The sequence below is a fragment of the Phocoenobacter uteri genome (assembly GCF_900454895.1).
Lineage (GTDB): Bacteria > Pseudomonadota > Gammaproteobacteria > Enterobacterales > Pasteurellaceae > Phocoenobacter > Phocoenobacter uteri.
Window position 1 is genome coordinate 670420 of sequence record NZ_UGTA01000001.1, and the last position, 21504, is coordinate 691923.

A 21504-nucleotide genomic window follows, 5' to 3' on the forward strand; every position below is an offset into this window, starting at 1 on the left:
GATAGATAGTTTTTTAATCAGGATTAATAATTAGAGGGATACGTTTATGCAAGAGCAAAAAAATAATCCAGTTTTAGATTTAATTCTTGATTCTATTTATATAGTAACTGTTGTATTTTATTTTAGAATGAGTGCTAAGTTAGGTTATTCTTACTCTGATGTACTTGTTTATACCGATGCAATCTTCTTTGGTTGTGCAGGTGGAATGGTAGGCTCTATTTATAGCTTAAAACGAGGCATAAAAGTTAATAAATATTTATCTGTAAAAGCATTTGTAATTTATTGGTTGATATTTTTTACAGGCATGTGTTTTTTCGCTTGATTAAAATAATCAAACAAAATTAAGATAAACAAAAGCCGATAACTTTTTAGCTATCGGCTTTTTTAACCACACTAAATAAAGCGTACAAATTTAACCTATATAAACCTATGCCCAATTGATAAATAAAATCAATTTTATTATTTGTATATCCATTTGATTTAAAAGTAAAAGTTATGTGATTTTTGTCACATTTTTAATAAAAAATATTTGATGAAAATAGTTTTTTTAATAGAATTCTCTTGCCATATATTCATATGGATATAAAAATTGATTATTTTAATGCTTTTGATGATTGGTCTTACGAAAATTGCTAAAAATGAGGTGTTTTTATGAAAGATAGTCAATATAAACGAGGTAAAATATCTTGGAATTGGACTTTTACTTTGAGTACGCTTTATACTGGTTCTATTTTAGTTTATTTTAGAGTAAGTGATACGGTAACTCATGGTGTTACTTATATTTTTGCGGATTATACACAATATACGGATATTATTTTTATCGCTTTAACAATAGGTATTTTAGATAACAATGATGTTTTAAAAGAAGGTAAATGGACTAAGTATTTATTACCTAGACCTAGACCGATGGCAATTTGTTGGATGATCTTCTTTTGGAGCACCTATCTTGTGAGTGTTTTTAAATCATATTATATGTAAAGATCGTGTATGCAAGAGCAAAATAATAAATCTTGAATGAGATAAAAAAACGAGCAATAAGAATACTTATTGCTCGTTATATTTATAACCTTTACAGAGAGATTAAGCGACAGAGGCAGATAGCATCCATACTAATTTTTCTTGCTCTTTAATGTAATCGCTCATTTGAGAAGCCGTTCCTTCATCATCTGCTTCACTCGCCATTTCCATTACTTCGCGTTGTTGTTTTAATAAAATTTGGAAACCTTCTAATGTGCCAGCTAAACAACCTTTTGCATCGCTTACAGCAATATCTTCTTTGATACGAGATGTTTCTAAATATTGGCTAAATGCGTTATTAGGTGTTTGACCTAAGGTTAAAATACGTTCTGCAATTTCATCTACTTTAATCACCAAATCGCTATAAATTTCTTCAAATTTAGCGTGTAATTCAAAGAAGTTTACCCCTTTGATATTCCAGTGATAACCACGTACGTTAGTATAAAAAACTTGATAGCTTGCTAAAAGATTATTTAATTCAACAGCGATATTGTTTGATGCTTGCGTATTTAAACCGATGTTATTGATCATTGTGTTCTCCTTTTTAAAATTTAATGTAATCGAATCTTGTGTCAGGGATATTCCTGATGAGTTGTGTACATTATAGACTTAAATGAAAAATTTGCTAGCTATTAGTTTAATAGATTTTGGTTATTATTTAATCGTAAATGATAGCTTTTATCATTTGCGTTTTGTTTTACGAAATGAAAATAGTATTTTATAATCAAGAAAATAGATAAAAGAGAACGAATATGAAAGCAAATTATTATATTGGTGTAATGTCAGGTACAAGTTTAGATGGCGTAGATCTCGCCTTAGTAGATTTTGCAACGTCGCAACCAACCTTAAAAGCCAGTCATTTTGTGGCAATGCCAAACGAGTTACGAAATGACTTGTTCAAGTTATGTTCAACGGGTGAAACTACTTTACAGCAACTGGGCGAGTTAGATCATCGTTTAGGAAAATTATATGCTGAGGCGATCAATCAATTTTTAGTTTTGAATAACTTAGATGCGGAGCAGATTGAAGCCATTGGTTGTCACGGACAAACAATTTGGCATTCACCACGAACCACCTATCCATTTACCACCCAAATCGGCGATGCAAATATTATCGCAGCAAAAACGGGGATTACGACAATTGCTGATTTACGTCGTAAAGATATGGCATTTGGTGGACAAGGTGCTCCACTTGTGCCAGCCTTTCATCAAGCGGTCTTTTTTGATCCAAAATTTGCAACAGTGGTGTTAAATATTGGTGGGATCAGTAATATCTCGGTGTTAATGCCAAATCAACCCGTCATTGGCTATGACACTGGTGTCGGTAATCTTTTATTAGACGCTTGGATTGGAAAACATCTTAATCAATCTTATGATAAAAATGGTGACTGGGCAAAAACAGGAAAAGTGAATAGTGAATTATTAAGGTTACTATTAGATGAGCCATTTTTCTCTCAAGAACCACCAAAAAGTACTGGGCGAGAATTATTTAACCTTACTTGGCTAGAACAAAAAATTGTAAATTTTGAGAAAAATCACACCGCTTGTTCCCCGAAAGATATTCAACGAACCCTTGTTGAATTTACAGTTCAAAGTACGGTACAAGAATTATTGAGATTAAACACGCAATCATTGCCTTGCCGTTTGTTAGTGTGTGGTGGTGGAGCGAAAAATCCCCTTATTATGCAAGGTTTCACAGAATTGCTCCCCCAATGGAAAGTCAGCACCACCACAGAGTATGGATTAGATCTTGATTATGTTGAAGCTGTTGCTTTTGCGTGGCTAGCTTATCAGCGTATACATAATTTACCTTCTAATATGCCGAGCGTCACAGGGGCGAGCAAAGCTGTGAGTTTAGGGGTGATATATCCTAAATGATTTGAGTTGTCGACAGATTGTCGATAACTGAATTTAAAAACAAAGTTATTCAAAGTGGGGTACAATTTGTACCCCGTTTACATCAATGGTTATAAGCAATTGCAGACAAAGAAAAATAATCATAAAATTGCAAAATGACACAACGACAATGCGTGCATTGTCGCTACAATTTTCACACAGAGAAAATAAAATGACACAGCAAAACCTATTAAATTCACTGGCTCAGATGATAACCGAGCAACGTAATCCAAATTCACAAAATATCGATCAACTTTCAGCGTTAGAAATTGTGACGCTCATCAATAATGAAGATAAAAAAGTGCCTGTGGCGATTGAAAAATGTTTGCCACATATTGCCTTAGCAGTAGATAAGATTGTAGATGCGTTTCAACAAGGCGGACGGTTAATTTATATCGGAGCGGGAACAAGTGGACGTTTTGGGGTACTTGATGCGTCAGAGTGTCCACCGACCTTTGGCGTTTCTTCGGAAATGGTTAAAGGGATTATTGCAGGGGGCGAACAGGCGATTCGTAATGCGGTTGAAGGGGCGGAGGATAGTCAAATAGCCAGTATTGAAGATTTGAAACAGATCCAATTTTCAGAAAAAGATGTTTTGGTTGGCATTGCAGCCAGTGGGCGAACACCTTATGTGATTAGTGCGTTAAGTTATGCAAAACAGCTTGGGGCAACGACTGTGGCGATGGTGAGCAATCCAAACAGTAAAATGGTAGAAATTGCGGATATTGCGATTGAAACCCTTGTTGGGGCAGAAGTTTTGACGGGATCTAGCCGAATGAAGTCAGGCACCGCACAAAAATTAGTGTTAAATATGCTGACAACAGCAAGTATGGTGCGAATGGGAAAATGCTATCAAAATTTAATGGTTGATGTAAAAGCGAGTAATGAAAAGCTCAAAGCAAGGGCAGTGCGTATTGTTATGCAAGCGACAGAGTGTGATAAAGAACAGGCTGAACGTGTGCTAAAAGAAGCGGATAATCATTCAAAATTAGCGATTATGATGATTTTAAGTGGTTTGCCAAAACAAGAGGCTAAATTATTATTAGAAAGCAATCAAGGTAAGCTAAGACAAGCAATAAAATGATAATTTTATACCCTTATAATATGAAAATTATAAGGGTATTTTCGTTAAATCATTTTTAAGAATAATTCTAAAACCTGAGTGTCGTTAGTGAGTTCAGGATGAAATGAGCAAGCAAGAAGATTGCCTTGTTTAGCAAGGACAACGTGATCGTCAATTTGAGCTAAAACCTCAACTTGATCACTGTTTATCTCTGCAATATAAGGGGCTCGGATAAACACTGCTGGCACAGTTCCTTTTAGTCCTTTTATGGTTAAATCTGTTTGAAAACTTGCGATTTGTCGCCCAAAAGCGTTACGTTGTACCGTTATATCCATCAGATTAAGATGTGAACTCTCGCCACCAACAATATGTTTAGCAAGCAGAATCATTCCAGCACAAGTGCCGAATAGCGGTCGATTTTTAGCAAAATTTTGCAAAGCTTTGATAAAACCATATTCACGCATTAACTTGCCAATTGCTGTGCTTTCACCACCAGGTAAAATGATTGCATCTAATTGTTCTAATTGATCCACTTTTTTAACTGCCACAGCAGTTGCCCCTAGTTTTTCAATTTGAGCAAGATGTTCTGAAACAGCCCCTTGCAATGCCAACACTCCAATTTTTAAGTGAGAATAATCGTTCATTTTAGATTACCAACCACGTTCTTGCATTCTATCTTCAAGGCTTAATTTTGAAATCTCAATACCTTTCATCGCTTCGCCTAAATCTTCCGATAAACGTGCGATTAAATCAAAATCACGATAATGGGTGGTTGCTTGAACAATTGCTCTCGCAAATTTTTCAGGATTTTCTGATTTAAAAATGCCTGAACCAACAAACACACCGTCAGCACCAAGTTCCATCATTAGAGCCGCATCAGCAGGAGTTGCAACGCCACCAGCAGCAAAGTTTACCACAGGTAATTTTCCTAATTGTTTGATTTGTAATAATAATTCAAAAGGTGCACCTAAAAGTTTTGCTTCTGTCATCAATTCATCATTGGTCATTGAAACCACTTTACGCACTTGGGCATTGACTTTACGCATATGACGAACGGCTTCCACGATATTTCCCGTTCCTGGTTCGCCTTTGGTACGCAACATTGCCGCACCTTCACCGATACGGCGTAACGCTTCACCTAAGTCACGACAGCCACACACAAAAGGCACGGTAAAATCACTTTTTAACAAATGAAATTCTTCATCGGCAGGGGTTAGCACTTCGCTTTCATCAATGTAATCCACCCCCATTGCTTCCAGAACACGGGCTTCTGTGATGTGTCCGATACGTGCTTTCGCCATAACAGGAATAGACACCGCATCCATTACTTCTTTCACAATTTTAGGGTTTGCCATACGAGCGACCCCTCCAGCTTTACGGATATCAGACGGCACACGCTCTAACGCCATAACTGCAACTGCACCCGCTTGTTCAGCAATGCGTGCTTGTTCGGCATTCACAACGTCCATAATTACGCCACCTTTTTGCATTTGTGCCATACCACGTTTTACTAGATCTGAACCGATAATAGTGTTTGTCATTTTAAGTTCCTCTTATTGAAGTGATTGTAAGAATTGGCTTCATTTTTAGGCAATATTGAACTTGTTAAAAGTGTCAGATTTTAATATAGTTATGGGGTCAGTTTTTATAAGGAATAAAACTATGCAACTTATCGCCTACACCATCAAGAAACAAAATTCACAGCCACTTTATCAGCAGTTAATCGATCAAATAAAATCGGCTATTCACGAACAGCGGTTACAAAAAGGGGATAAATTACCCTCAAAACGCCGTTTGTCGCAATATTTACAGATCAGTCAAAATACCATTGAAACCGCCTATTCACAGCTGATCGCAGAGGGTTATATCGAGAGTGTGTCAAAGGTGGGCTTTTTTGTGAATGTGCAGGCGGGAGATACGTTATTGGATAAGCGGTCAGATTTTTGTAAAAATTTGCAAAAATCACCAAAAATCACACCGCTTAACAAATCACAATATAAGGTGGATTTTAACCCAAATCGGATCGATAGCCAGCATTTTCCCTTTGAAAAATGGAAGAAATTAAGCAAGCAGATTTTAAATAAAAGCCACCGTCATTTATTGCATTTAAGTGATACGCAGGGCGATTTATCGTTAAGAGAACAGTTGGCAAGCTATTTGAGTGCATCTCGCGGGGTGCGTTGTGAAGCAGAGCAGATTATGATTACTTCTGGGGTAGAGCAATTGATTCAGTGCTTGATGTTAATTTTAGAGCAGAAATATTCTAAACCTCTTGTTTATGGTATGGAAGAGTTTGGTTATCGAATCGTAGAGAATGTATTAAGACTTTATCAAAAACGATGGGTTAAGCTATCTATAAATGCAGAAGATAAGCGGTTAGATTTGGCGGATTTTTTGCAAAAAAATATTGATGTTGCTTATCTGACGCCTTCACATCAATATCCTTTTGGGAGTGTGTTAAATATAGAACAACGCCAGCAGTTATTAGAATGGGCAAAAGAGAAGCCGACTCGTTATCTGATTGAAGATGATTATGATGGCGAATTTCGTTATCAAGGTAAGCCGATTCCTTCGCTACAAAGTTTAGATCAAGCGGATAAAGTGATCTATTTTGGATCGTTGTCTAAGTTGTTAATGCCGTCGATTCGTATCAGTTTTATGGTGTTGCCCAAATCATTATTACAAGATTATCAACCGATTAAACAACATTTTAATTGTTCGGTATCACGCTTAGATCAGCAAATGGTCTGTTTATTTATGCAACAAGGATTTTTTGAGCAACATATCAATCGAATGCGAAAATTATACCGCAACAAGATGGAGCAACTTTGTCGTGTTTTAACGCCATATAGTCACAAAATCACTTATTATGGTGAAAGTTCAGGGTTTTATTTATTGATTGAATTGAAAAATGAAACTCGATCATCAAAACAGTTAATGGACTTAGCCGAACAGAGTAAAATTAAAATTTATCCTATAAATTGGCAAAATAAGCCCTTATTTGTGCTTGGTTTTGGGGATTTGAATGAAAGAGAGCTGGAACAAGGAATAGCGATTTTATTGGAAAATTGGGGAGTTAAAAAAGATTAGTTTTCTTCTCTTTTTTATCTGGTTTATTCAAAAAGAGAAGAAAATGAAAAATATCTATTTTTATTTATTACAAAACTAATCGTTCCTTTTGGAGTAGCAAAAGGTGTTAATCTTCTTAATAAGATTCTTTTTGCTGGTGATGAATATCATCTCGCATTACGAGGCTTCGTATTTATCGGGCGAAAAGTATTTAAAAAATAAAGTTGAGTTTGCAGTTAATTGCTTATTGAAGAAGGTATAACAAAATAAGCACAATTATAGGTTTTTGATAAAATTAAAATACTTTAGGTTAACGATTTGTTTAATTTGGAGATCGTTCCTAAATTTACACTGTAAAATTCGTATTACAAGCGGTCATATTTTTGTGAATTTTTGCAAATATGATAATAATTTAACCGAAGTAAATGATTTGGTTGTAACAAGATCAAAATTTATTTTTTTAAAAGATGATCTTTATAACTACATAAAGTAAAATAACCAAGTATTTGCCTTTTAAAGGTGTAGATTTTTTAAACTCAATGGAGATACCATTATGGCTATGAATAATATTCTTGGATTATTTGCTGAATCGCCTTTTAAACCATTACAAAAACATTCGCAAAAAGTAACAGAAAGCTGTGAATTACTTGTACCTTTTTTTGAACAAACTTTCGAACAAAATTGGGAAGAAGCAGAAAATTATCGCCATAAAATTGGAAGATTAGAACATCGTGCCGATTTATTAAAACGTGAAATTCGTTTAAAACTACCTCGTGGTTTGTTTATGCCAGTTGATCGCTCAGATTTATTGGAGCTTGTGACTCAGTTGGATAAATTAGCTAACTTTTCTAAAGATATTGCGGGACGTGTGATTGGTCGTCAATTATTGATTCCACAAGAATTACAACCTGCATTTTTACATTTTGTTGCTCGTAGTATCGATGCGGCAAAACAGGCTCATAAAGTAATTAGTGAAATGGATGAGTTATTAGAAACAGGATTTCGTGGTCGTGAGTTAACTTTTGTTAATGATATGATTGTTAAATTAGATGCAATTGAAGATGATACTGATCAGTTGCAACGTGTTTTACGTAAAGAATTATTAGGGCTTGAATCACAATTAAATCCTATTGATGTAATGTTTTTATATAAAATTATTGAGTGGGTTGGGGTTTTAGCCGATCAAGCTCAGCGTGTTGGTTCACGAATTGAACTGATGATTGCTAAATCCTAATACTTGGAGGAATTATGGAACTAATTCAACAATATGGTCATATTTTAATTCTGGTTACAGCTGTATTCGGATTTTTTATGGCCTTCGGAATCGGTGCTAATGATGTGTCAAATGCAATGGGAACATCTGTTGGCTCGGGTGTGTTGACTATTAAACAAACTATTATTATCGCAATTATTTTTGAATTTGCTGGGGCTTATCTTGCTGGTGGGGAAGTAACCCAAACGATTAAAGGTGGCATTATTGATATTAGTTTATATGCAGATATGCCAGATGTGCTTGTGTTGGGGATGATGGCATCTCTTTTCTCAGCTGGAACTTGGTTGCTTATCGCATCTCGTATGGGATGGCCAGTTTCAACAACACACTCAATTATCGGTGCAATTATCGGTTTTGGCTGTGTAACAGCGGGGGCTGGTGCAGTTGAGTGGGGCAAGATTACAGGCATTGTTGGTAGTTGGTTTGTTACACCTTTTGTTGCTGGTGTAGTAGCATATCTTATCTTTATCAGTACACAGCGTTTGATTTTTGATACTTCTGAACCTGTTAAAAATGCAAAAAAATATACGCCATATTATATGGGATTAACAGCATTGGTCATTAGTGTTGTTACAATGAAAAAAGGGTTAAAGCACATTGGATTACATTTAGAGTGGTCAGAAGTATTTATTATTTCATTTATTATTGGCATTCTTGCAACTATCGGGTGTTATTTTTATCTTAAGAGATCAGCATTTGAAAAAATTCAAACCAATGATTTTGCCAGTGTGGAAAAAATCTTTGGTATTTTAATGATTGCGACAGCTTGTGCGATGGCGTTTGCTCATGGTTCAAATGATGTTGCTAATGCGATTGGTCCATTGTCTGCTGTGGCTTCAATTGTAGAAACAGGTGGGCAAGTGGCTGGAAAAACAGAACTTGCACCTTGGATTCTACCTCTTGGTGGTATTGGAATTGTTGCAGGTTTAGTCATTCTTGGTTATAAAGTAATGGGAACGATTGGTACTGGGATTACTGAATTAACGCCTAGTCGTGGCTTTGCGGCACAATTTGCTTGTGCAACAACTGTTGTTATTGCTTCAGGAACAGGATTACCAATTTCTACTACACAAACACTTGTAGGTGCGATTTTAGGTGTTGGATTTGCTCGAGGCATTGCTGCACTAAATTTAAATGTTATTAGAAATATTGTGGCATCTTGGGTAATTACATTACCTGCTGGTGCAGTAATTTCGATTGTTATTTATCATATTTTAAATTTCATATTTCGTTAGAATATAAAAGGAAAACAAAAGGAAGTGTTACGACACTTTCTTTTTTAAATTATCATAAATGAGGGAAAAATGATTAAGCAACTCACTAAATGTACCGCGATCTTATTGATGGTAGCGAGTTTACCGATGTCACTTCAAGCAAGTGAATCACGTTATGTAACTGATGAATTAAACGAATACGTAAGACGTGGTGCGGGCGATAATTATCGTATTGCTGGGACGGTTAAAGCTGGCGAAAAAGTAACAGTTTTGGAAAAAAGAGGGAAATACTCACTCATCCAAGATTCAAGAAATCGCCAAGTATGGATTTTAAATAATAAATTAACTAATGAGCCAAGTGCAAAAAGCAGAATACCGACATTAGAAAAGCAAGTTGAAGAATTATCATTAAAATTAAATAAGATTGATGATGATTGGAATCAGCGAACAAAAGAGATTCGTCGTCGTTTAGGTCAAGCAGAGCAGCAAAGTAGTGATTTATTAGATATAAATGCACAATTAAAACGTGAAGTAAGTGTATTAAAGAATAAGAATAAAGAACTAGAAATTATGCAAGACGTTGAACAACGCGAGATAATGATCAAGTGGTTTATGTATGGTGGGATTGTGTTAGGTGTAGGTTTGTTACTTGGACTTATCATCCCATTCATTTTACCAAAAAGAAGACGTAATAATGGTTGGGTGTAATTGATGGCAACCTATATTGTTGGTGATTTACATGGCTGTTTTGATGAGTTAAAGCAGTTACTTCAAAAAGTTGATTTTAATCCTTGCAATGATGAACTTTTATTGACAGGGGATTTGATAGCTCGTGGAGAACAATCATTAGAATGTTTACGTTTTGTTAAATCATTAGGCGATCGAGCCACAACAGTATTAGGCAATCACGATTTACATTTATTAGCAACCAATCTCGGTATAAAATCTGCAAATTCACGAGATAATCTGACCGCTTTATTTCAAGCTGAAGATAGAGAAGAGTTATTAGATTGGTTGCGTAATCAACCTTTATTGGTAGAACATAAAAAGTATGGTTTTTTATTATCCCACGCTGGTATTAGTCCTGAGTGGGATTTACTTACTGCAAAAAACGCTGCTAAAGAAGTGGAAGTTATTCTACGAAGTGATCATTACGCTGAATTATTACAAAATATGTATCAAAATGAACCGCTTAATTGGCAAGATGAACTTACAGAAATTCAGCGTTATCGTTATACTATAAATTCTTTAACAAGAATGCGATTCTGCACTGCTCGAAAAGAATTAGATTTTCACTGCAAATTACCTCCAAAAGAAGCACCAGAAGAATTAAAACCGTGGTTTGAATTTGATAATCCACTTTATCAAACTCATAGTATTTTATTTGGACACTGGGCTGCAATGTTGGATTATCCGACTCCGAGTAATATTTATGCTCTGGATACGGGGTGTGTTTGGGGTAACAAACTCACAATGATTCGATGGGAAGATAAACAAATATTTACACAGAAAAAGCTAGATGTATTAAAAAATGCGTGATAAGGATAATTTGATGGTATTGATTATTGATAATCACGATTCTTTTACATTTAATTTAGTGGATTTATTTCGTAAAATTGGCTCTAGGGTCGATGTTATCTTAGTTGAAGATTTAGATTTAGCCATTGTTGAAAAATATAGTCATATTTTGATTTCACCAGGTCCTGATGTACCAAGATCTTATCCTAAATTATTTGAAATGTTGCAATGCTATGCTCAAACGAAATCTATTTTAGGTGTTTGTTTGGGGCATCAAGTATTATGTGAATATTTTGGTGGTGAACTGTATAACTTAAATAAAGTCAGACACGGACAAAGAAAGCAAATCCATTGTGTTAAACAAAACGCTATTTTTGACTCTCTTCCCTCACAATTTGATGTCGGTCTATATCACTCTTGGACTATCTCATCAGATTCTTTGCATTCTTCTTCACTTGACATTACAGCTATCTGTGACGAACAAGTTGTGATGGCAGTAGCACATCAAACATTACCAATCTATGGTGTTCAATTTCATCCTGAGTCATTTATGACAGAATTTGGAAAAGAAATATTATTAAATTGGCTAAGAATATAATATAAAAATAGAGAAAAAATTTTATTGAGTGTTATTTATGCTAATTTTGGTAGAGTATTGAACCATCTTTCAGTAAATAAAATATTGTTACTTTCATATTATTTAATATATTGATTTAATACAAATAATATAAATTTATTTGTTGTAATAAATCATTATTTCTAGGAAAATGAGCGTAATAGTATAAAAATATATTAAAGGAGGAATATAAATGAAAAAATCCCTTTTTTTATCGGCACTTATTATTTCTTTAGTCTACAATTTATTTATTCCTCAAAAAGATCTTTCTTTAATATTGTTTCCAGAAGTTATAAAGCAATTAAAGTCAAAAATTATATCTCCAGCTAATGATAAATATTCTCTTATGAGTAAGAATTATCGTTTAACTATTCCTACTGAAAATAAAAAATTGGATATATTTAGAGATATAGATGTAGATTTTATCTCATCATCTTATAAAAAACATATTGATTATTTTGAATTAAACGAGAATTAGACCTGTAATTCTTAATCTTTTTAAATATAATTAGATTGAATCTAAATGTTTGAATACTTAACCTATTTTTCTTCGGATATGAAGTATGAATAATAGTCGGTTATAAAAAATTTAGGTCAATTTAGGATATAAAAAAGCTCTTTTACATAGGTAAAGGAGCTTTTTGGTTATTGAAAATATTATTTTAACTCTATATATCTAACAACAATCTTGTTGGATCTTCCAATAAATCTTTAATGGTGACCAAGAAACCTACTGATTCTTTGCCATCAATCAAGCGATGATCATAAGAAAGGGCAAGATACATCATTGGGCGGATAACCACTTCACCATTGACTGCCACAGGGCGATCTTTGATGGTGTGCATTCCCAAGATTGCACTTTGTGGCGGATTGATAATTGGTGTGGACATCAATGAACCGAATACGCCACCATTGGTAATGGTGAATGTCCCTCCAGTGAGATCTTCTACGGTTAATTTACCTTCTTGTCCTTTAATCGCAAGATCTTTAATGGCTTTTTCAATTTCAGCCATACTCATTTGATCGCAATCACGCAGAACGGGTGTGACTAAGCCACGAGGCGTAGAAACCGCAATGCTAATATCAAAATAGTTGTGATAAATCACATCATCATTATCAATAGACGCATTGATTTCGGGGTAGCGTTTTAGTGCTTCAACAACGGCCTTAACGTAGAAAGACATAAAGCCTAAACGTACACTATGTTGCTTTTCAAAGCGTTCGCCATAGGTTTTACGTAGATCCATTATCGGTTGCATATCAACTTCATTAAAGGTCGTTAGCATTGCAGTGGTGTTTTTGGCTTCTAACAGACGCTCAGCAATACGTTTACGTAAACGAGTCATCGGTACGCGTTTTTCGTTATGATTGAGATTAACAAAGGTTTCTGTGGCTGCTTGTGGCTTAATCTCTTTTGGTACATTCACGATCGCTTCAATATCTTGGCGAGTAATACGTCCACCTACCCCTGTACCTTTAATATCATCAGCGTTTAAGCTATGTTCAGCTAAAAGGCGACGAATCGCAGGACCTTGATCACCATTTGATGATAAATGGCTGTCGAGTTCAATGGTCGCTGTTCGGCGATCTAATGGTGTTGCTTCATTTTGATTGATTGTCGCAGTGGTTACTTTGCCATCATTTTCTTGAACGGTACTTAATTTTGCAATCAGTTGTTTACTGGTTACGGTTGCACCTTCTAGGTGGATAATTTCTGTCAAAATACCGTCTTTTTCAGCTGGCACTTCAAGTACGACTTTGTCTGTTTCAATATCAACTAAAATATCATCTCTTTTTATGATATCGCCCACTTTTTTATGCCAAGTGGCAACGGTTGCATCGGCAACGGATTCAGGTAAATCAGGCACAAGAATTTCAATTGTCATATTATATTTTCCTTTTCTTTGCTTTTTATTTGGTCAATAGGGTTAATGCATCATCAACCAGCTGTTTTTGTTGTTGCGTGTGTAGCGTCATACTTCCTGCTGCTGGGGAGGCGGAGGCTTCACGTCCTGCATAGCGTAAATTCGCTTTTTTAGGAATAGATTCTTCAAAATGGTGTTTACTTGAATACCAAGCACCTTGATTTTGTGGTTCTTCTTGACACCATACATAATCTTTAACGTGATGATAAGGTTTAAGTATTTTAAGCACATCTTCAAGTGGATAAGGATAAAGTTGCTCAATACGAATAATTGCCACATCATTTTGTTGATTTTTACGACGTTGTTCAAGTAAGTCGTAATAGACTTTACCAGAGCAAAGCACGACACGTTTTACTTGTTTTGGATCAAGATTATCAATTTCACCAATCACATTTTGGAATGTGCCATTTACTAATTCATCTTGTGTTGAAACTGCAAGCGGGTGTCTTAATAATGATTTTGGCGATAATACGATTAACGGACGACGCATTTTACGAATCGCTTGACGACGTAACATATGGTAAACCTGTGCTGGTGTTGAAGGCTCGCAAACTTGCATATTATGTTGGGCACATAGCTGTAAATAACGTTCTAAACGAGCAGAGGAATGCTCAGGACCTTGCCCTTCATAGCCGTGTGGAAGTAGCATTACCAAGCCACACATACGCCCCCATTTTTGTTCGCCAGAGCTGATAAATTGGTCAATTACAATCTGAGCCCCATTTGCAAAGTCACCAAATTGTGCTTCCCAAATAGTTAAGGTTTTTGGTAGTGTTACGGCGTAACCATATTCAAAAGCAAGCACGGCCTCTTCGGATAACACCGAATCCCAAACTTCAAAATGCCCTTGGTTTGAATGTAAATTAGTTAATGGAATATAGCCCGTACCGTCTTTTTGATTATGGATCACACTATGACGATGGAAGAACGTCCCACGTCCAGCGTCTTCGCCCGATAAACGAATATTCAACCCTTCATCAAGTAGAGTCGCATACGCCATTATTTCTGCCATTCCCCAATCATAAAGTTTTTCGCCATTTGCCATTGTTTGACGATCTTGATAGATTTTTGCGACGCGTGATTGTGGCACAACCGTTTCAGGATAGCTTGCCACACGTTTTGCAAGGGTAGTAAAGCGATCTTGATCAAATTTACTCTCGTAAGGATCTGTCCATTCGTGGTTAAGATAAGCCACCCAATCCGCTTTGGTTTTATCCATATGTCGCCACTCAGGCACGACACAATCGCCGTTATCTAAGGCATCACGGTAAAGGTTCATAATTTCCGTTACTTGTTCTTCGGTCACAACGTCTTCGTTAATTAAACGATCTGCATAAATTTTACGAGGTGTTGGGTGCTTTTTGATAATGCTGTACATCATCGGCTGTGTTGCCATTGGCTCATCAGCTTCATTATGTCCGTGACGACGATAAGAAATCAGTTCAATAAAAATATCTCGTTTAAATAATGCACGATATTCCACTGCCATTTGTGCCGCAAAAGCGACCGCTTCAGGATCATCACCATTGACGTGAATAATCGGTGCTTGCACCATTTTTGCAATATCAGTACAGAATTCAGTAGAGCGAGTGTCACGAGGATTTGACGTAGTAAAACCAATTTGATTATTGATCACAATACGAATCGCACCGCCAACAGTATAACCTCGTGCGTGGGACATATTTAAGGTTTCTTGCACCACGCCTTGTCCTGCAATCGCAGAATCGCCGTGAACTGTCACTGCTAGCACTTTGTTGTGTTCAGTGTCATTTTTACGTGTTTGTCTCGCACGGGTTGAACCAATAACCACAGGGTTTACAATTTCTAAATGAGAAGGGTTAAAGGCAAGCACTAAGTGCATTAGTTTGTCGTCCACCGCGAAGTGAGAAGAAAAACCTTGATGATATTTCACATCACCTGTTCTATCGCCAGTATGCTTTCCTGAAAATTCATCAAACAGTTCTGCAGGTTTTTTACCTAACACATTGATAAGCATATTTAAACGCCCACGGTGTGCCATTCCCATTGTGACATCAGACATACCTTGACGACCAGCGTGGCGAATGATTTCTTTCATCATCGGAATAAAGGCATCACTTCCTTCTAGTGAGAAACGTTTTGCCCCGGGAAATTTTGCCCCAAGATAACGTTCAATTCCGTCCGCTGCGGTTAATTCCTCCAAGAATTTCACTTTTTCTTGTGGTGTAAAAAGTGGTTTGTTTAATATACTTTCCATTTTTGCTTGTAACCACATTTTTTGTTCTTGATCTTGTACGTGCATAAATTCAAGCCCAATCGTGCCACAGTAAGTCTCTTTTAGATTTTGAGCGAGTTCACGAAGCGTAATGGTTTCTCTGTTGTAAACATAGCGATTGATGGTAAAAGTTTCATCTAAATCAGCATCACTAAAACCGTGATAACGGTAATCCAATTCAGGTACGCTTGATACTTTCCAGCGATAATAATTTAAAGGGTCAAGATTTGCTTCTAAATAGCCACGAAAACGGTGGGCATTGATAAATTGTAATAATTTAACGAGTTTTGCACTTGCTTCATTGTCGATCACGGTCGCTGTTTTATTGGTTTTAGCTAAACGACGGAAATAATCTTTAACAGATGAATGTGCTTGCTCAGAATGAGATGGCGCAGGAAATTGGTCGAAAATAGCACGCCAGCTCGCTTCAACCGTTGTAGGATCATCAAGATATTGTTCATAAATATCTTCAATGTAAGATTGACTCGCCCCATTTAACGCAGAAGAATTCAGCCAATCATTAAAATTTTTATGTTCAGTATTTTGCATATTGCTTACCTGATTTGGTCTTTTTAAGTGCCGTATATTATGCCTTAAACAGAAAAAAAAAACTTTAATTATTACAAAAAACACAATTTTTTAACAAAGCAAAAACAAAATTTGTGATCTGGATCGATAAGTTCAAGGAAATAACAGATAAAAAGGCGATAAATTTGCATACTGTCTTTAAATTTTTAAAGATTGAGATGAATGAATTTAGATCGTTTTTGCATTTTATTTTGTTTATTGTTATTGCCACTTTTATGGTTACCCTTAGATTGTTTTTCTATGGTAATTTCCATCAGTGCCGCATTCTTATTACTAACGATTTTCTGTAAAAAGTTGAGTTGGGGAATATTATTTTTAATAATATTAGTCAGCTTTTATCAAGTTCAAAAAATTGCAAAAAATGCACAAAATATTACCGCTTATCAAACTAATGCAAAGGTTAAAATCACTCAAATTTTACACGATACCGATTATCAAACGGCAATCGGGCAATTAGGAAATGGTTTAAAGCTGTATCTCAAATGGCAAACCAAAGAACCGTTAAAATTAGAAAAAAGTTATCAAGCAAACTTAAAAATCCGCCCTATATCAAGTCGGTTGAATAAGGGTAATTTCAATAAACAACAATGGTATTTTGCAAATCATATCAAGGGGATTGCAACAGTTAAGCAAGCGAGTGTTTTAGAAAAAACAACGGAACAATCGATACGCACACAATGGTTGAATAATGTTAAATCTCAGACAAAAAATCTAGCTACGCAAGGGCTTATCCTTGCCTTAGGTTTTGGGGAGCGAGCTTGGTTGGATAATCAGCATTGGCACGTTTTCAAGCAAACAGCCACCGCACATTTAATTGCGATTTCAGGGTTGCATATTGGCTTGGTGGCGTGGCTCAGTTTCTGGCTCATAAAACTTTTACAATATGGAATATTGCTTTTTTCAACACAGATAAGCGGTCAAATTTTGAGTGAAATTTGCAAAAAGTGGGGATTATCTTACCGCTTGCCGTTACTTTTTGGGCTAAGTTGTGCGATAGGCTATGCCTTTCTTGCAAACTTTTCCATGCCAACATTAAGGGCATTATTGGCAATCAGTATGGTGTTAGCCTGTCAATTAGCTCGCCGACATTACACACCAATGCAACTTTGGTGGCGGATTATTGCGTTATTGTTAATCTGTGATCCGATCACATTATTATCAAGCAGTTTTTGGCTCTCTATTTTGGCTGTGCTTTGTCTGATTATTTGGTATCGCTATTTTCCGTTAAAGCAAATTATTGCACTGTTACCTTTGAAAAACACAGGGCAATCAAACAAAATCATGCATTTTATCGTTGCTCTTGTGCATTTACAAATCGGTATTTTATTGCTTTTTGCCCCAGTTCAATTTTACTTTTTTGAAGGTATCTCGCCTTATTCTTTTGTGGCTAATTTAAGTATCGTGCCTTTTTATAGCTTAATTATTGTACCTATGATTTTATTCTCGTTGATCACCAATAATATGTTAGAAACGTGGCAAATAACCGATTATTTATTACAAATCAGCCTTGAAATTTTAACGCCGTTATCACATAACTGGATGACATTGAGCCAATATCAACAATGGCAAATTCTAACCCTCAATTTTGCGGTTTTAATGCTGTTATATGCGTGGTTAAATCAAAAAATTAAAGTGTGGTGGCGATATATTACATTTATCACATTCTTGTTTAACGGTGCATTTTATGGCTATTTTTTTACCTTGCCCAAAGCCCAATGGATTACCTTTGATGTGGGGCAGGGATTAGCGAATGCTTTGGTGTATAGAAAAGGCTTGCAAACGAGAGCGATCCTTTATGATACAGGGGGCAGTTGGGGCAAAGGTAAGGCTCAAAATTCAATGGCAAAGCTCGAAATTTTACCTTATTTAAAACGTAACGATATTGAGGTTGAGGCGATCTTTTTAAGCCACGATGATCGGGATCATTCAGGTGGAGTGACGGATATTTTAAAAGCCTATCCAAAAGCAAGATTGATTTCATCAAGTCAGCAAAAATACGCAGATCGTCAGCCTGAAATTTGTATTGAAGGAAAACAATGGCAATTTGGAGATTTTCACTTACAAAGTTATTATCCAAAGCCATCACAAGCGGGCGTTTTTAGATCAAAAAATGCAAATTCTTGTGTGATTTTAGTCAAAATTTATGATTTTAGATTGCTTTTAACAGGGGATATTACGCAAAAACAAGAGCCATATTTTGCTCCAAAAATAGGGAAAATAGATTTTTTACAAGTGCCACATCACGGCAGTAAAACAAGCACAAGCTATACGTTACTCAATTACACTCAGCCTAAATTTGTGATGATTTCAACAGGGCGTTGGAATATGTGGCATTTACCGAATAAGAATGTCATTAAGCGGTTAAAAGAAAGGAATATTCAGGTGCTAGATACGGCAAAAGTAGGAATGATAGCGGTGGATTTTGATAATAACGGTTATGAAATCAAGATAACAAAGGGAAAAGAGCGTGCTTGGTATAATCAGCTGTTTTAATGTGAAATTTATAAAAAAATAATTGATCCAATAGATTGAAAATGATAGAAATAGCATAATTTTTTATAGTTAAGGAAAGCAAATATGACACAAGTTTATAATTTTAGTGCAGGGCCTGCGATGATCCCACAAGCAGTTTTAGATCAGGCACAACAAGAACTTAAAAATTGGGATAATTTGGGTGTTTCAGTGATGGAAGTGAGCCATCGAGGTAAACCTTTTATGGCATTAGCGGAGCAGTCTGAAAAGGATTTAAGATCACTCTACAATATTCCTGATAATTACAGTGTTTTATTTTTGCAAGGTGGGGCAAAAGGGCAGTTTTCCGCCATTCCGATGAATTTAACTCAAAAAGGAAAAGCGTTATATTTAACGAGTGGACACTGGTCAAAAATGGCAGCAAATGAAGCGTCTAAATATACCGAAGTCACAGAAATTGATATTTTAGAGCCACAAAGTGAAAAAACGGCAGTCATTGAGTTAGATTTTGAAGATGTGGCAGAGCAGTACGATTATGTGCATTATTGTCCGAATGAAACGATCAGTGGTGTAGAGATTTTTGATGTACCAAAAGTGGGCAATGCCGTATTGGTGGCGGATATGTCATCAACTATTCTTTCTCGTCAGATTGATGTGTCTAAATTTGGGATTATTTACGCAGGGGCTCAAAAGAATTTAGGTCCGTCAGGGATCACAATTGTGATTATTCGTAATGATTTAATCGGCAATGCAATGTCAATGACACCGCAAGTTTGGGATTATGCTGTTCAGCAAAAAGCGGATTCAATGATCAACACCCCTCCGACTTTTGCGTGGTATTTATGTTCACTTGTTTTCAAACATTTATTAGATTTAGGCGGTGTCGCAGAAGTTGAAAAACATAATATTGCCAAAGCTCAAAGGCTTTATGATTTTATTGATCAAAGCTCGTTATTCTCAAATGTGGTCGCACCACAAAACCGTTCAAGAATGAATGTAACCTTTGTGACAGGCAATGAAGAATTAGATGCAAAATTTGTTGCAGAAGCTTTAGAAAATAACTTACAAGCTCTAAAAGGGCATAAAGTGCTTGGCGGAATGCGTGCATCAATTTATAACGCAATGCCAATGGAAGGAATTGATACCTTGATTCGCTTTATGAAAGATTTTGAAGCGCGTTATGCTTAAGTCATTCGCAATAAGTCAATTATAGCGGGTATATTTTGATTAAAATTTGCAAATACAACATAACATGAAAAAAACAATAGGCTATACCTTATTTATATTATCTTGGCTCGCTTGGGGCGTGATAGCGTTGCTTCCATTCTTTGATTTAAGTACTGCAATGGTTGCAACGATGACCACAATAATGCTTATTTTGGGTGAGATTTTCTTTTGGGTATCGACGCTTTTATTAGGCTCGGAGTTTATGGCAGCAATAAAAGGGTTCTTTAAGAAGGTCACTCAAACCATTACACAATGGGCAAAAACTAAAAGGGAATAGGAACAAAGGAAAAAGAATGAAAAAACAAGGAATTTTTGTCAAATCACTCTCCGCCACAATGGCCATTTTACCTCTATCTATTTCTTGTATTCCTTGGGGGATTTTGTGTGGCACGTTGGCAATGCAAGCAGGTTTAACGCCACTTCAAGGACAACTGACATCACTTTTAATCTTTGCTGGTGCAGCACAGCTTTCAGGAATTGCACTTTTAGGGGCAGGGGGAACGTGGTCGGCGTTAATTAACAGTACCGCAATGATTGGTGCAAGACATTTGCTTTACTCGGCGACCTTTCATAGTGAAATTGTAAAATTGCCTTTGATTAAGCGGATCATCTTTGCTTTTTTATTAACCGATGAAATGTTTGTTGTAGCACAAGCCGATCAACATAAAAAAGGCTATTTTGATTATTGGTTTGCGGTTATTGCTGGCTTTTCGTTTTACCTGATATGGAATATGGCGACTTTTGTCGGCATTTACTCTGCGACTTTATTGAAAGATATTGATCAACTTGGTTTTGATTTTGCGATTGCCGCCACCTTTATTGCAATGGTTGTGCCAATGATTAAGACAAAAGCCATTTTGATAGCGAGTTTGATGAGTGCAATTTGTATGCTTATTTTCAGCTATTTTAACGTTCAACAAGGATTAGTCTTTTCTGCCCTTATTGGGATGTCTGTTGGGTACGCAGTGAATAGGGGAGCGTTAAAATGATTACCTCATCTTATTTTACATTCGCAATTTTACTGATGGCGATAATCACGTTTTCAATTCGTTATTCATTTTTCACTCGCAGTTTTAAAATAAATTTGAATAATAAAGTAAGAAATATTCTCTTGTTCACCGCACCTTGTGTGCTAACCGCAATGTTTACCCCGATTTTATTCAAATCCGCATTTGAAACCCATCAACTTTCAAGTTTGTTACATAACAGTTATTTTTTAGCGGGAGTGGGGACGATTATTCTTAGCTTACTTATTCGTCACACTTTTGTTGTGATTCTTTTAAGTATGGGACTATTTTATGGGCTAAGGTTTATGTTGTAATAAGGAATATTATTTAGTTTTAACAAAAAATGCTACTCTATTTTTTAGTAGC

Annotated in this window: 21 protein-coding genes; 16 read left to right on the top strand and 5 right to left on the bottom strand. The window is 35.9% G+C overall.

Annotated elements, in window-relative coordinates:
* Positions 1 to 46 precede the first annotated feature (46 nt).
* Positions 47 to 322: a hypothetical protein gene (locus tag DYE60_RS02865; RefSeq protein WP_115315134.1), complete on the top strand. Its 276-nt coding sequence runs from the start codon at positions 47 to 49 to the stop codon at positions 320 to 322.
* 329 nt (positions 323 to 651) lie between these two features.
* Positions 652 to 978 (top strand): hypothetical protein, encoded by a 327-nt coding sequence (locus DYE60_RS02870; protein WP_115315135.1) that lies wholly within the window; start codon positions 652 to 654, stop codon positions 976 to 978.
* A gap of 102 nt (positions 979 to 1080) precedes the next feature.
* On the opposite strand, the gene DYE60_RS02875 is transcribed toward DYE60_RS02870, so the two are convergent.
* Complete coding sequence (locus tag DYE60_RS02875) at positions 1081 to 1548, bottom strand: Dps family protein (RefSeq protein WP_115315136.1); 468 nt, start codon at positions 1546 to 1548, stop codon at positions 1081 to 1083.
* 221 nt (positions 1549 to 1769) lie between these two features.
* On the opposite strand from DYE60_RS02875, the gene DYE60_RS02880 reads away from it, so the two are divergent.
* Positions 1770 to 2894, top strand: a complete 1125-nt coding sequence (locus DYE60_RS02880) for an anhydro-N-acetylmuramic acid kinase (RefSeq protein ID WP_115315137.1) — start codon at positions 1770 to 1772, stop codon at positions 2892 to 2894.
* A 190-nt stretch (positions 2895 to 3084) separates the two neighbouring features.
* Positions 3085 to 3996 carry an N-acetylmuramic acid 6-phosphate etherase gene (gene murQ / locus DYE60_RS02885; protein ID WP_115315138.1) on the top strand — a complete coding sequence of 304 codons (912 nt, stop codon included), beginning with the start codon at positions 3085 to 3087 and terminating at the stop codon, positions 3994 to 3996.
* A 44-nt stretch (positions 3997 to 4040) separates the two neighbouring features.
* Here murQ and pdxT read toward each other — a convergent pair whose 3' ends face one another.
* On the bottom strand, positions 4041 to 4619 hold the full coding sequence (gene pdxT / locus DYE60_RS02890; RefSeq protein WP_115315139.1) for a pyridoxal 5'-phosphate synthase glutaminase subunit PdxT: 579 nt from the start codon (positions 4617 to 4619) through the stop codon (positions 4041 to 4043).
* Between the two features lie 6 nt (positions 4620 to 4625).
* Positions 4626 to 5516, bottom strand: a complete 891-nt coding sequence (pdxS, locus tag DYE60_RS02895; RefSeq protein ID WP_115315140.1) for a pyridoxal 5'-phosphate synthase lyase subunit PdxS — start codon at positions 5514 to 5516, stop codon at positions 4626 to 4628.
* Positions 5517 to 5637: 121 nt separating this feature from the next.
* Between pdxS and pdxR the strand changes: the two genes are divergently transcribed.
* The 7 genes from pdxR to DYE60_RS02930 all read left to right on the top strand — a co-directional run bounded on the left by pdxR (position 5638) and on the right by DYE60_RS02930 (position 12143).
* Entirely contained in the window at positions 5638 to 7065 is a 1428-nt protein-coding gene (pdxR, locus tag DYE60_RS02900; protein WP_115315141.1) for a MocR-like pyridoxine biosynthesis transcription factor PdxR, read from the top strand.
* Positions 7066 to 7597: 532 nt separating this feature from the next.
* Positions 7598 to 8278, top strand: a complete 681-nt coding sequence (locus DYE60_RS02905; protein WP_115315142.1) for a TIGR00153 family protein — start codon at positions 7598 to 7600, stop codon at positions 8276 to 8278.
* A 14-nt stretch (positions 8279 to 8292) separates the two neighbouring features.
* Positions 8293 to 9552 carry an inorganic phosphate transporter gene (locus tag DYE60_RS02910; RefSeq protein WP_115315143.1) on the top strand — a complete coding sequence of 420 codons (1260 nt, stop codon included), beginning with the start codon at positions 8293 to 8295 and terminating at the stop codon, positions 9550 to 9552.
* Positions 9553 to 9621: 69 nt separating this feature from the next.
* Entirely contained in the window at positions 9622 to 10239 is a 618-nt protein-coding gene (locus DYE60_RS02915; protein ID WP_115315144.1) for a TIGR04211 family SH3 domain-containing protein, read from the top strand.
* Positions 10240 to 10242: 3 nt separating this feature from the next.
* On the top strand, positions 10243 to 11070 hold the full coding sequence (gene apaH / locus DYE60_RS02920) for a bis(5'-nucleosyl)-tetraphosphatase (symmetrical) ApaH (protein ID WP_115315145.1): 828 nt from the start codon (positions 10243 to 10245) through the stop codon (positions 11068 to 11070).
* Between the two features lie 13 nt (positions 11071 to 11083).
* A complete protein-coding gene (locus DYE60_RS02925) occupies positions 11084 to 11647 on the top strand; it encodes an anthranilate synthase component II (RefSeq protein ID WP_115315146.1) in 564 nt (187 codons plus the stop codon).
* A gap of 211 nt (positions 11648 to 11858) precedes the next feature.
* Entirely contained in the window at positions 11859 to 12143 is a 285-nt protein-coding gene (locus tag DYE60_RS02930) for a hypothetical protein (protein WP_115315147.1), read from the top strand.
* Positions 12144 to 12333: 190 nt separating this feature from the next.
* On the opposite strand, the gene odhB is transcribed toward DYE60_RS02930, so the two are convergent.
* Entirely contained in the window at positions 12334 to 13551 is a 1218-nt protein-coding gene (gene odhB / locus DYE60_RS02935) for a 2-oxoglutarate dehydrogenase complex dihydrolipoyllysine-residue succinyltransferase (RefSeq protein WP_115315148.1), read from the bottom strand.
* Positions 13552 to 13576: 25 nt separating this feature from the next.
* Positions 13577 to 16393 carry a 2-oxoglutarate dehydrogenase E1 component gene (sucA, locus tag DYE60_RS02940; RefSeq protein ID WP_115315149.1) on the bottom strand — a complete coding sequence of 939 codons (2817 nt, stop codon included), beginning with the start codon at positions 16391 to 16393 and terminating at the stop codon, positions 13577 to 13579.
* Between the two features lie 201 nt (positions 16394 to 16594).
* Between sucA and DYE60_RS02945 the strand changes: the two genes are divergently transcribed.
* The 5 genes from DYE60_RS02945 to DYE60_RS02965 all read left to right on the top strand — a co-directional run bounded on the left by DYE60_RS02945 (position 16595) and on the right by DYE60_RS02965 (position 21452).
* On the top strand, positions 16595 to 18925 hold the full coding sequence (locus DYE60_RS02945; RefSeq protein ID WP_115315150.1) for a DNA internalization-related competence protein ComEC/Rec2: 2331 nt from the start codon (positions 16595 to 16597) through the stop codon (positions 18923 to 18925).
* 84 nt (positions 18926 to 19009) lie between these two features.
* A complete protein-coding gene (gene serC, locus DYE60_RS02950) occupies positions 19010 to 20092 on the top strand; it encodes a 3-phosphoserine/phosphohydroxythreonine transaminase (protein ID WP_115315151.1) in 1083 nt (360 codons plus the stop codon).
* 64 nt (positions 20093 to 20156) lie between these two features.
* Entirely contained in the window at positions 20157 to 20408 is a 252-nt protein-coding gene (locus DYE60_RS02955; protein ID WP_115315152.1) for a transporter suffix domain-containing protein, read from the top strand.
* 16 nt (positions 20409 to 20424) lie between these two features.
* Entirely contained in the window at positions 20425 to 21120 is a 696-nt protein-coding gene (locus DYE60_RS02960) for an AzlC family ABC transporter permease (RefSeq protein ID WP_115315153.1), read from the top strand.
* Entirely contained in the window at positions 21117 to 21452 is a 336-nt protein-coding gene (locus DYE60_RS02965) for an AzlD domain-containing protein (RefSeq protein ID WP_115315154.1), read from the top strand. Before DYE60_RS02960 ends, DYE60_RS02965 begins: the two co-directional genes overlap by 4 nt.
* Positions 21453 to 21504 lie beyond the last annotated feature (52 nt).

Bases quoted from the DNA above. Each gene is read 5' to 3' on its own strand.
- DYE60_RS02880 (WP_115315137.1), top strand. From the start codon at position 1,770: ATGAAAGCAAATTATTATATTGGTGTAATGTCAGGTACAAGTTTAGAT.
- DYE60_RS02955 (WP_115315152.1), top strand. From the start codon at position 20,157: ATGAAAAAAACAATAGGCTATACCTTATTTATATTATCTTGGCTCGCT.
- DYE60_RS02930 (WP_115315147.1), top strand. From the start codon at position 11,859: ATGAAAAAATCCCTTTTTTTATCGGCACTTATTATTTCTTTAGTCTAC.
- DYE60_RS02905 (WP_115315142.1), top strand. From the start codon at position 7,598: ATGGCTATGAATAATATTCTTGGATTATTTGCTGAATCGCCTTTTAAA.
- DYE60_RS02945 (WP_115315150.1), top strand. From the start codon at position 16,595: ATGAATTTAGATCGTTTTTGCATTTTATTTTGTTTATTGTTATTGCCA.
- DYE60_RS02875 (WP_115315136.1), bottom strand. From the start codon at position 1,548: ATGATCAATAACATCGGTTTAAATACGCAAGCATCAAACAATATCGCT.
- apaH (WP_115315145.1), top strand. From the start codon at position 10,243: ATGGCAACCTATATTGTTGGTGATTTACATGGCTGTTTTGATGAGTTA.
- DYE60_RS02870 (WP_115315135.1), top strand. From the start codon at position 652: ATGAAAGATAGTCAATATAAACGAGGTAAAATATCTTGGAATTGGACT.
- DYE60_RS02910 (WP_115315143.1), top strand. From the start codon at position 8,293: ATGGAACTAATTCAACAATATGGTCATATTTTAATTCTGGTTACAGCT.
- serC (WP_115315151.1), top strand. From the start codon at position 19,010: ATGACACAAGTTTATAATTTTAGTGCAGGGCCTGCGATGATCCCACAA.
- pdxS (WP_115315140.1), bottom strand. From the start codon at position 5,516: ATGACAAACACTATTATCGGTTCAGATCTAGTAAAACGTGGTATGGCA.
- DYE60_RS02865 (WP_115315134.1), top strand. From the start codon at position 47: ATGCAAGAGCAAAAAAATAATCCAGTTTTAGATTTAATTCTTGATTCT.
- DYE60_RS02965 (WP_115315154.1), top strand. From the start codon at position 21,117: ATGATTACCTCATCTTATTTTACATTCGCAATTTTACTGATGGCGATA.
- odhB (WP_115315148.1), bottom strand. From the start codon at position 13,551: ATGACAATTGAAATTCTTGTGCCTGATTTACCTGAATCCGTTGCCGAT.
- sucA (WP_115315149.1), bottom strand. From the start codon at position 16,393: ATGCAAAATACTGAACATAAAAATTTTAATGATTGGCTGAATTCTTCT.
- murQ (WP_115315138.1), top strand. From the start codon at position 3,085: ATGACACAGCAAAACCTATTAAATTCACTGGCTCAGATGATAACCGAG.
- pdxT (WP_115315139.1), bottom strand. From the start codon at position 4,619: ATGAACGATTATTCTCACTTAAAAATTGGAGTGTTGGCATTGCAAGGG.
- DYE60_RS02915 (WP_115315144.1), top strand. From the start codon at position 9,622: ATGATTAAGCAACTCACTAAATGTACCGCGATCTTATTGATGGTAGCG.
- DYE60_RS02960 (WP_115315153.1), top strand. From the start codon at position 20,425: ATGAAAAAACAAGGAATTTTTGTCAAATCACTCTCCGCCACAATGGCC.
- DYE60_RS02925 (WP_115315146.1), top strand. From the start codon at position 11,084: ATGGTATTGATTATTGATAATCACGATTCTTTTACATTTAATTTAGTG.
- pdxR (WP_115315141.1), top strand. From the start codon at position 5,638: ATGCAACTTATCGCCTACACCATCAAGAAACAAAATTCACAGCCACTT.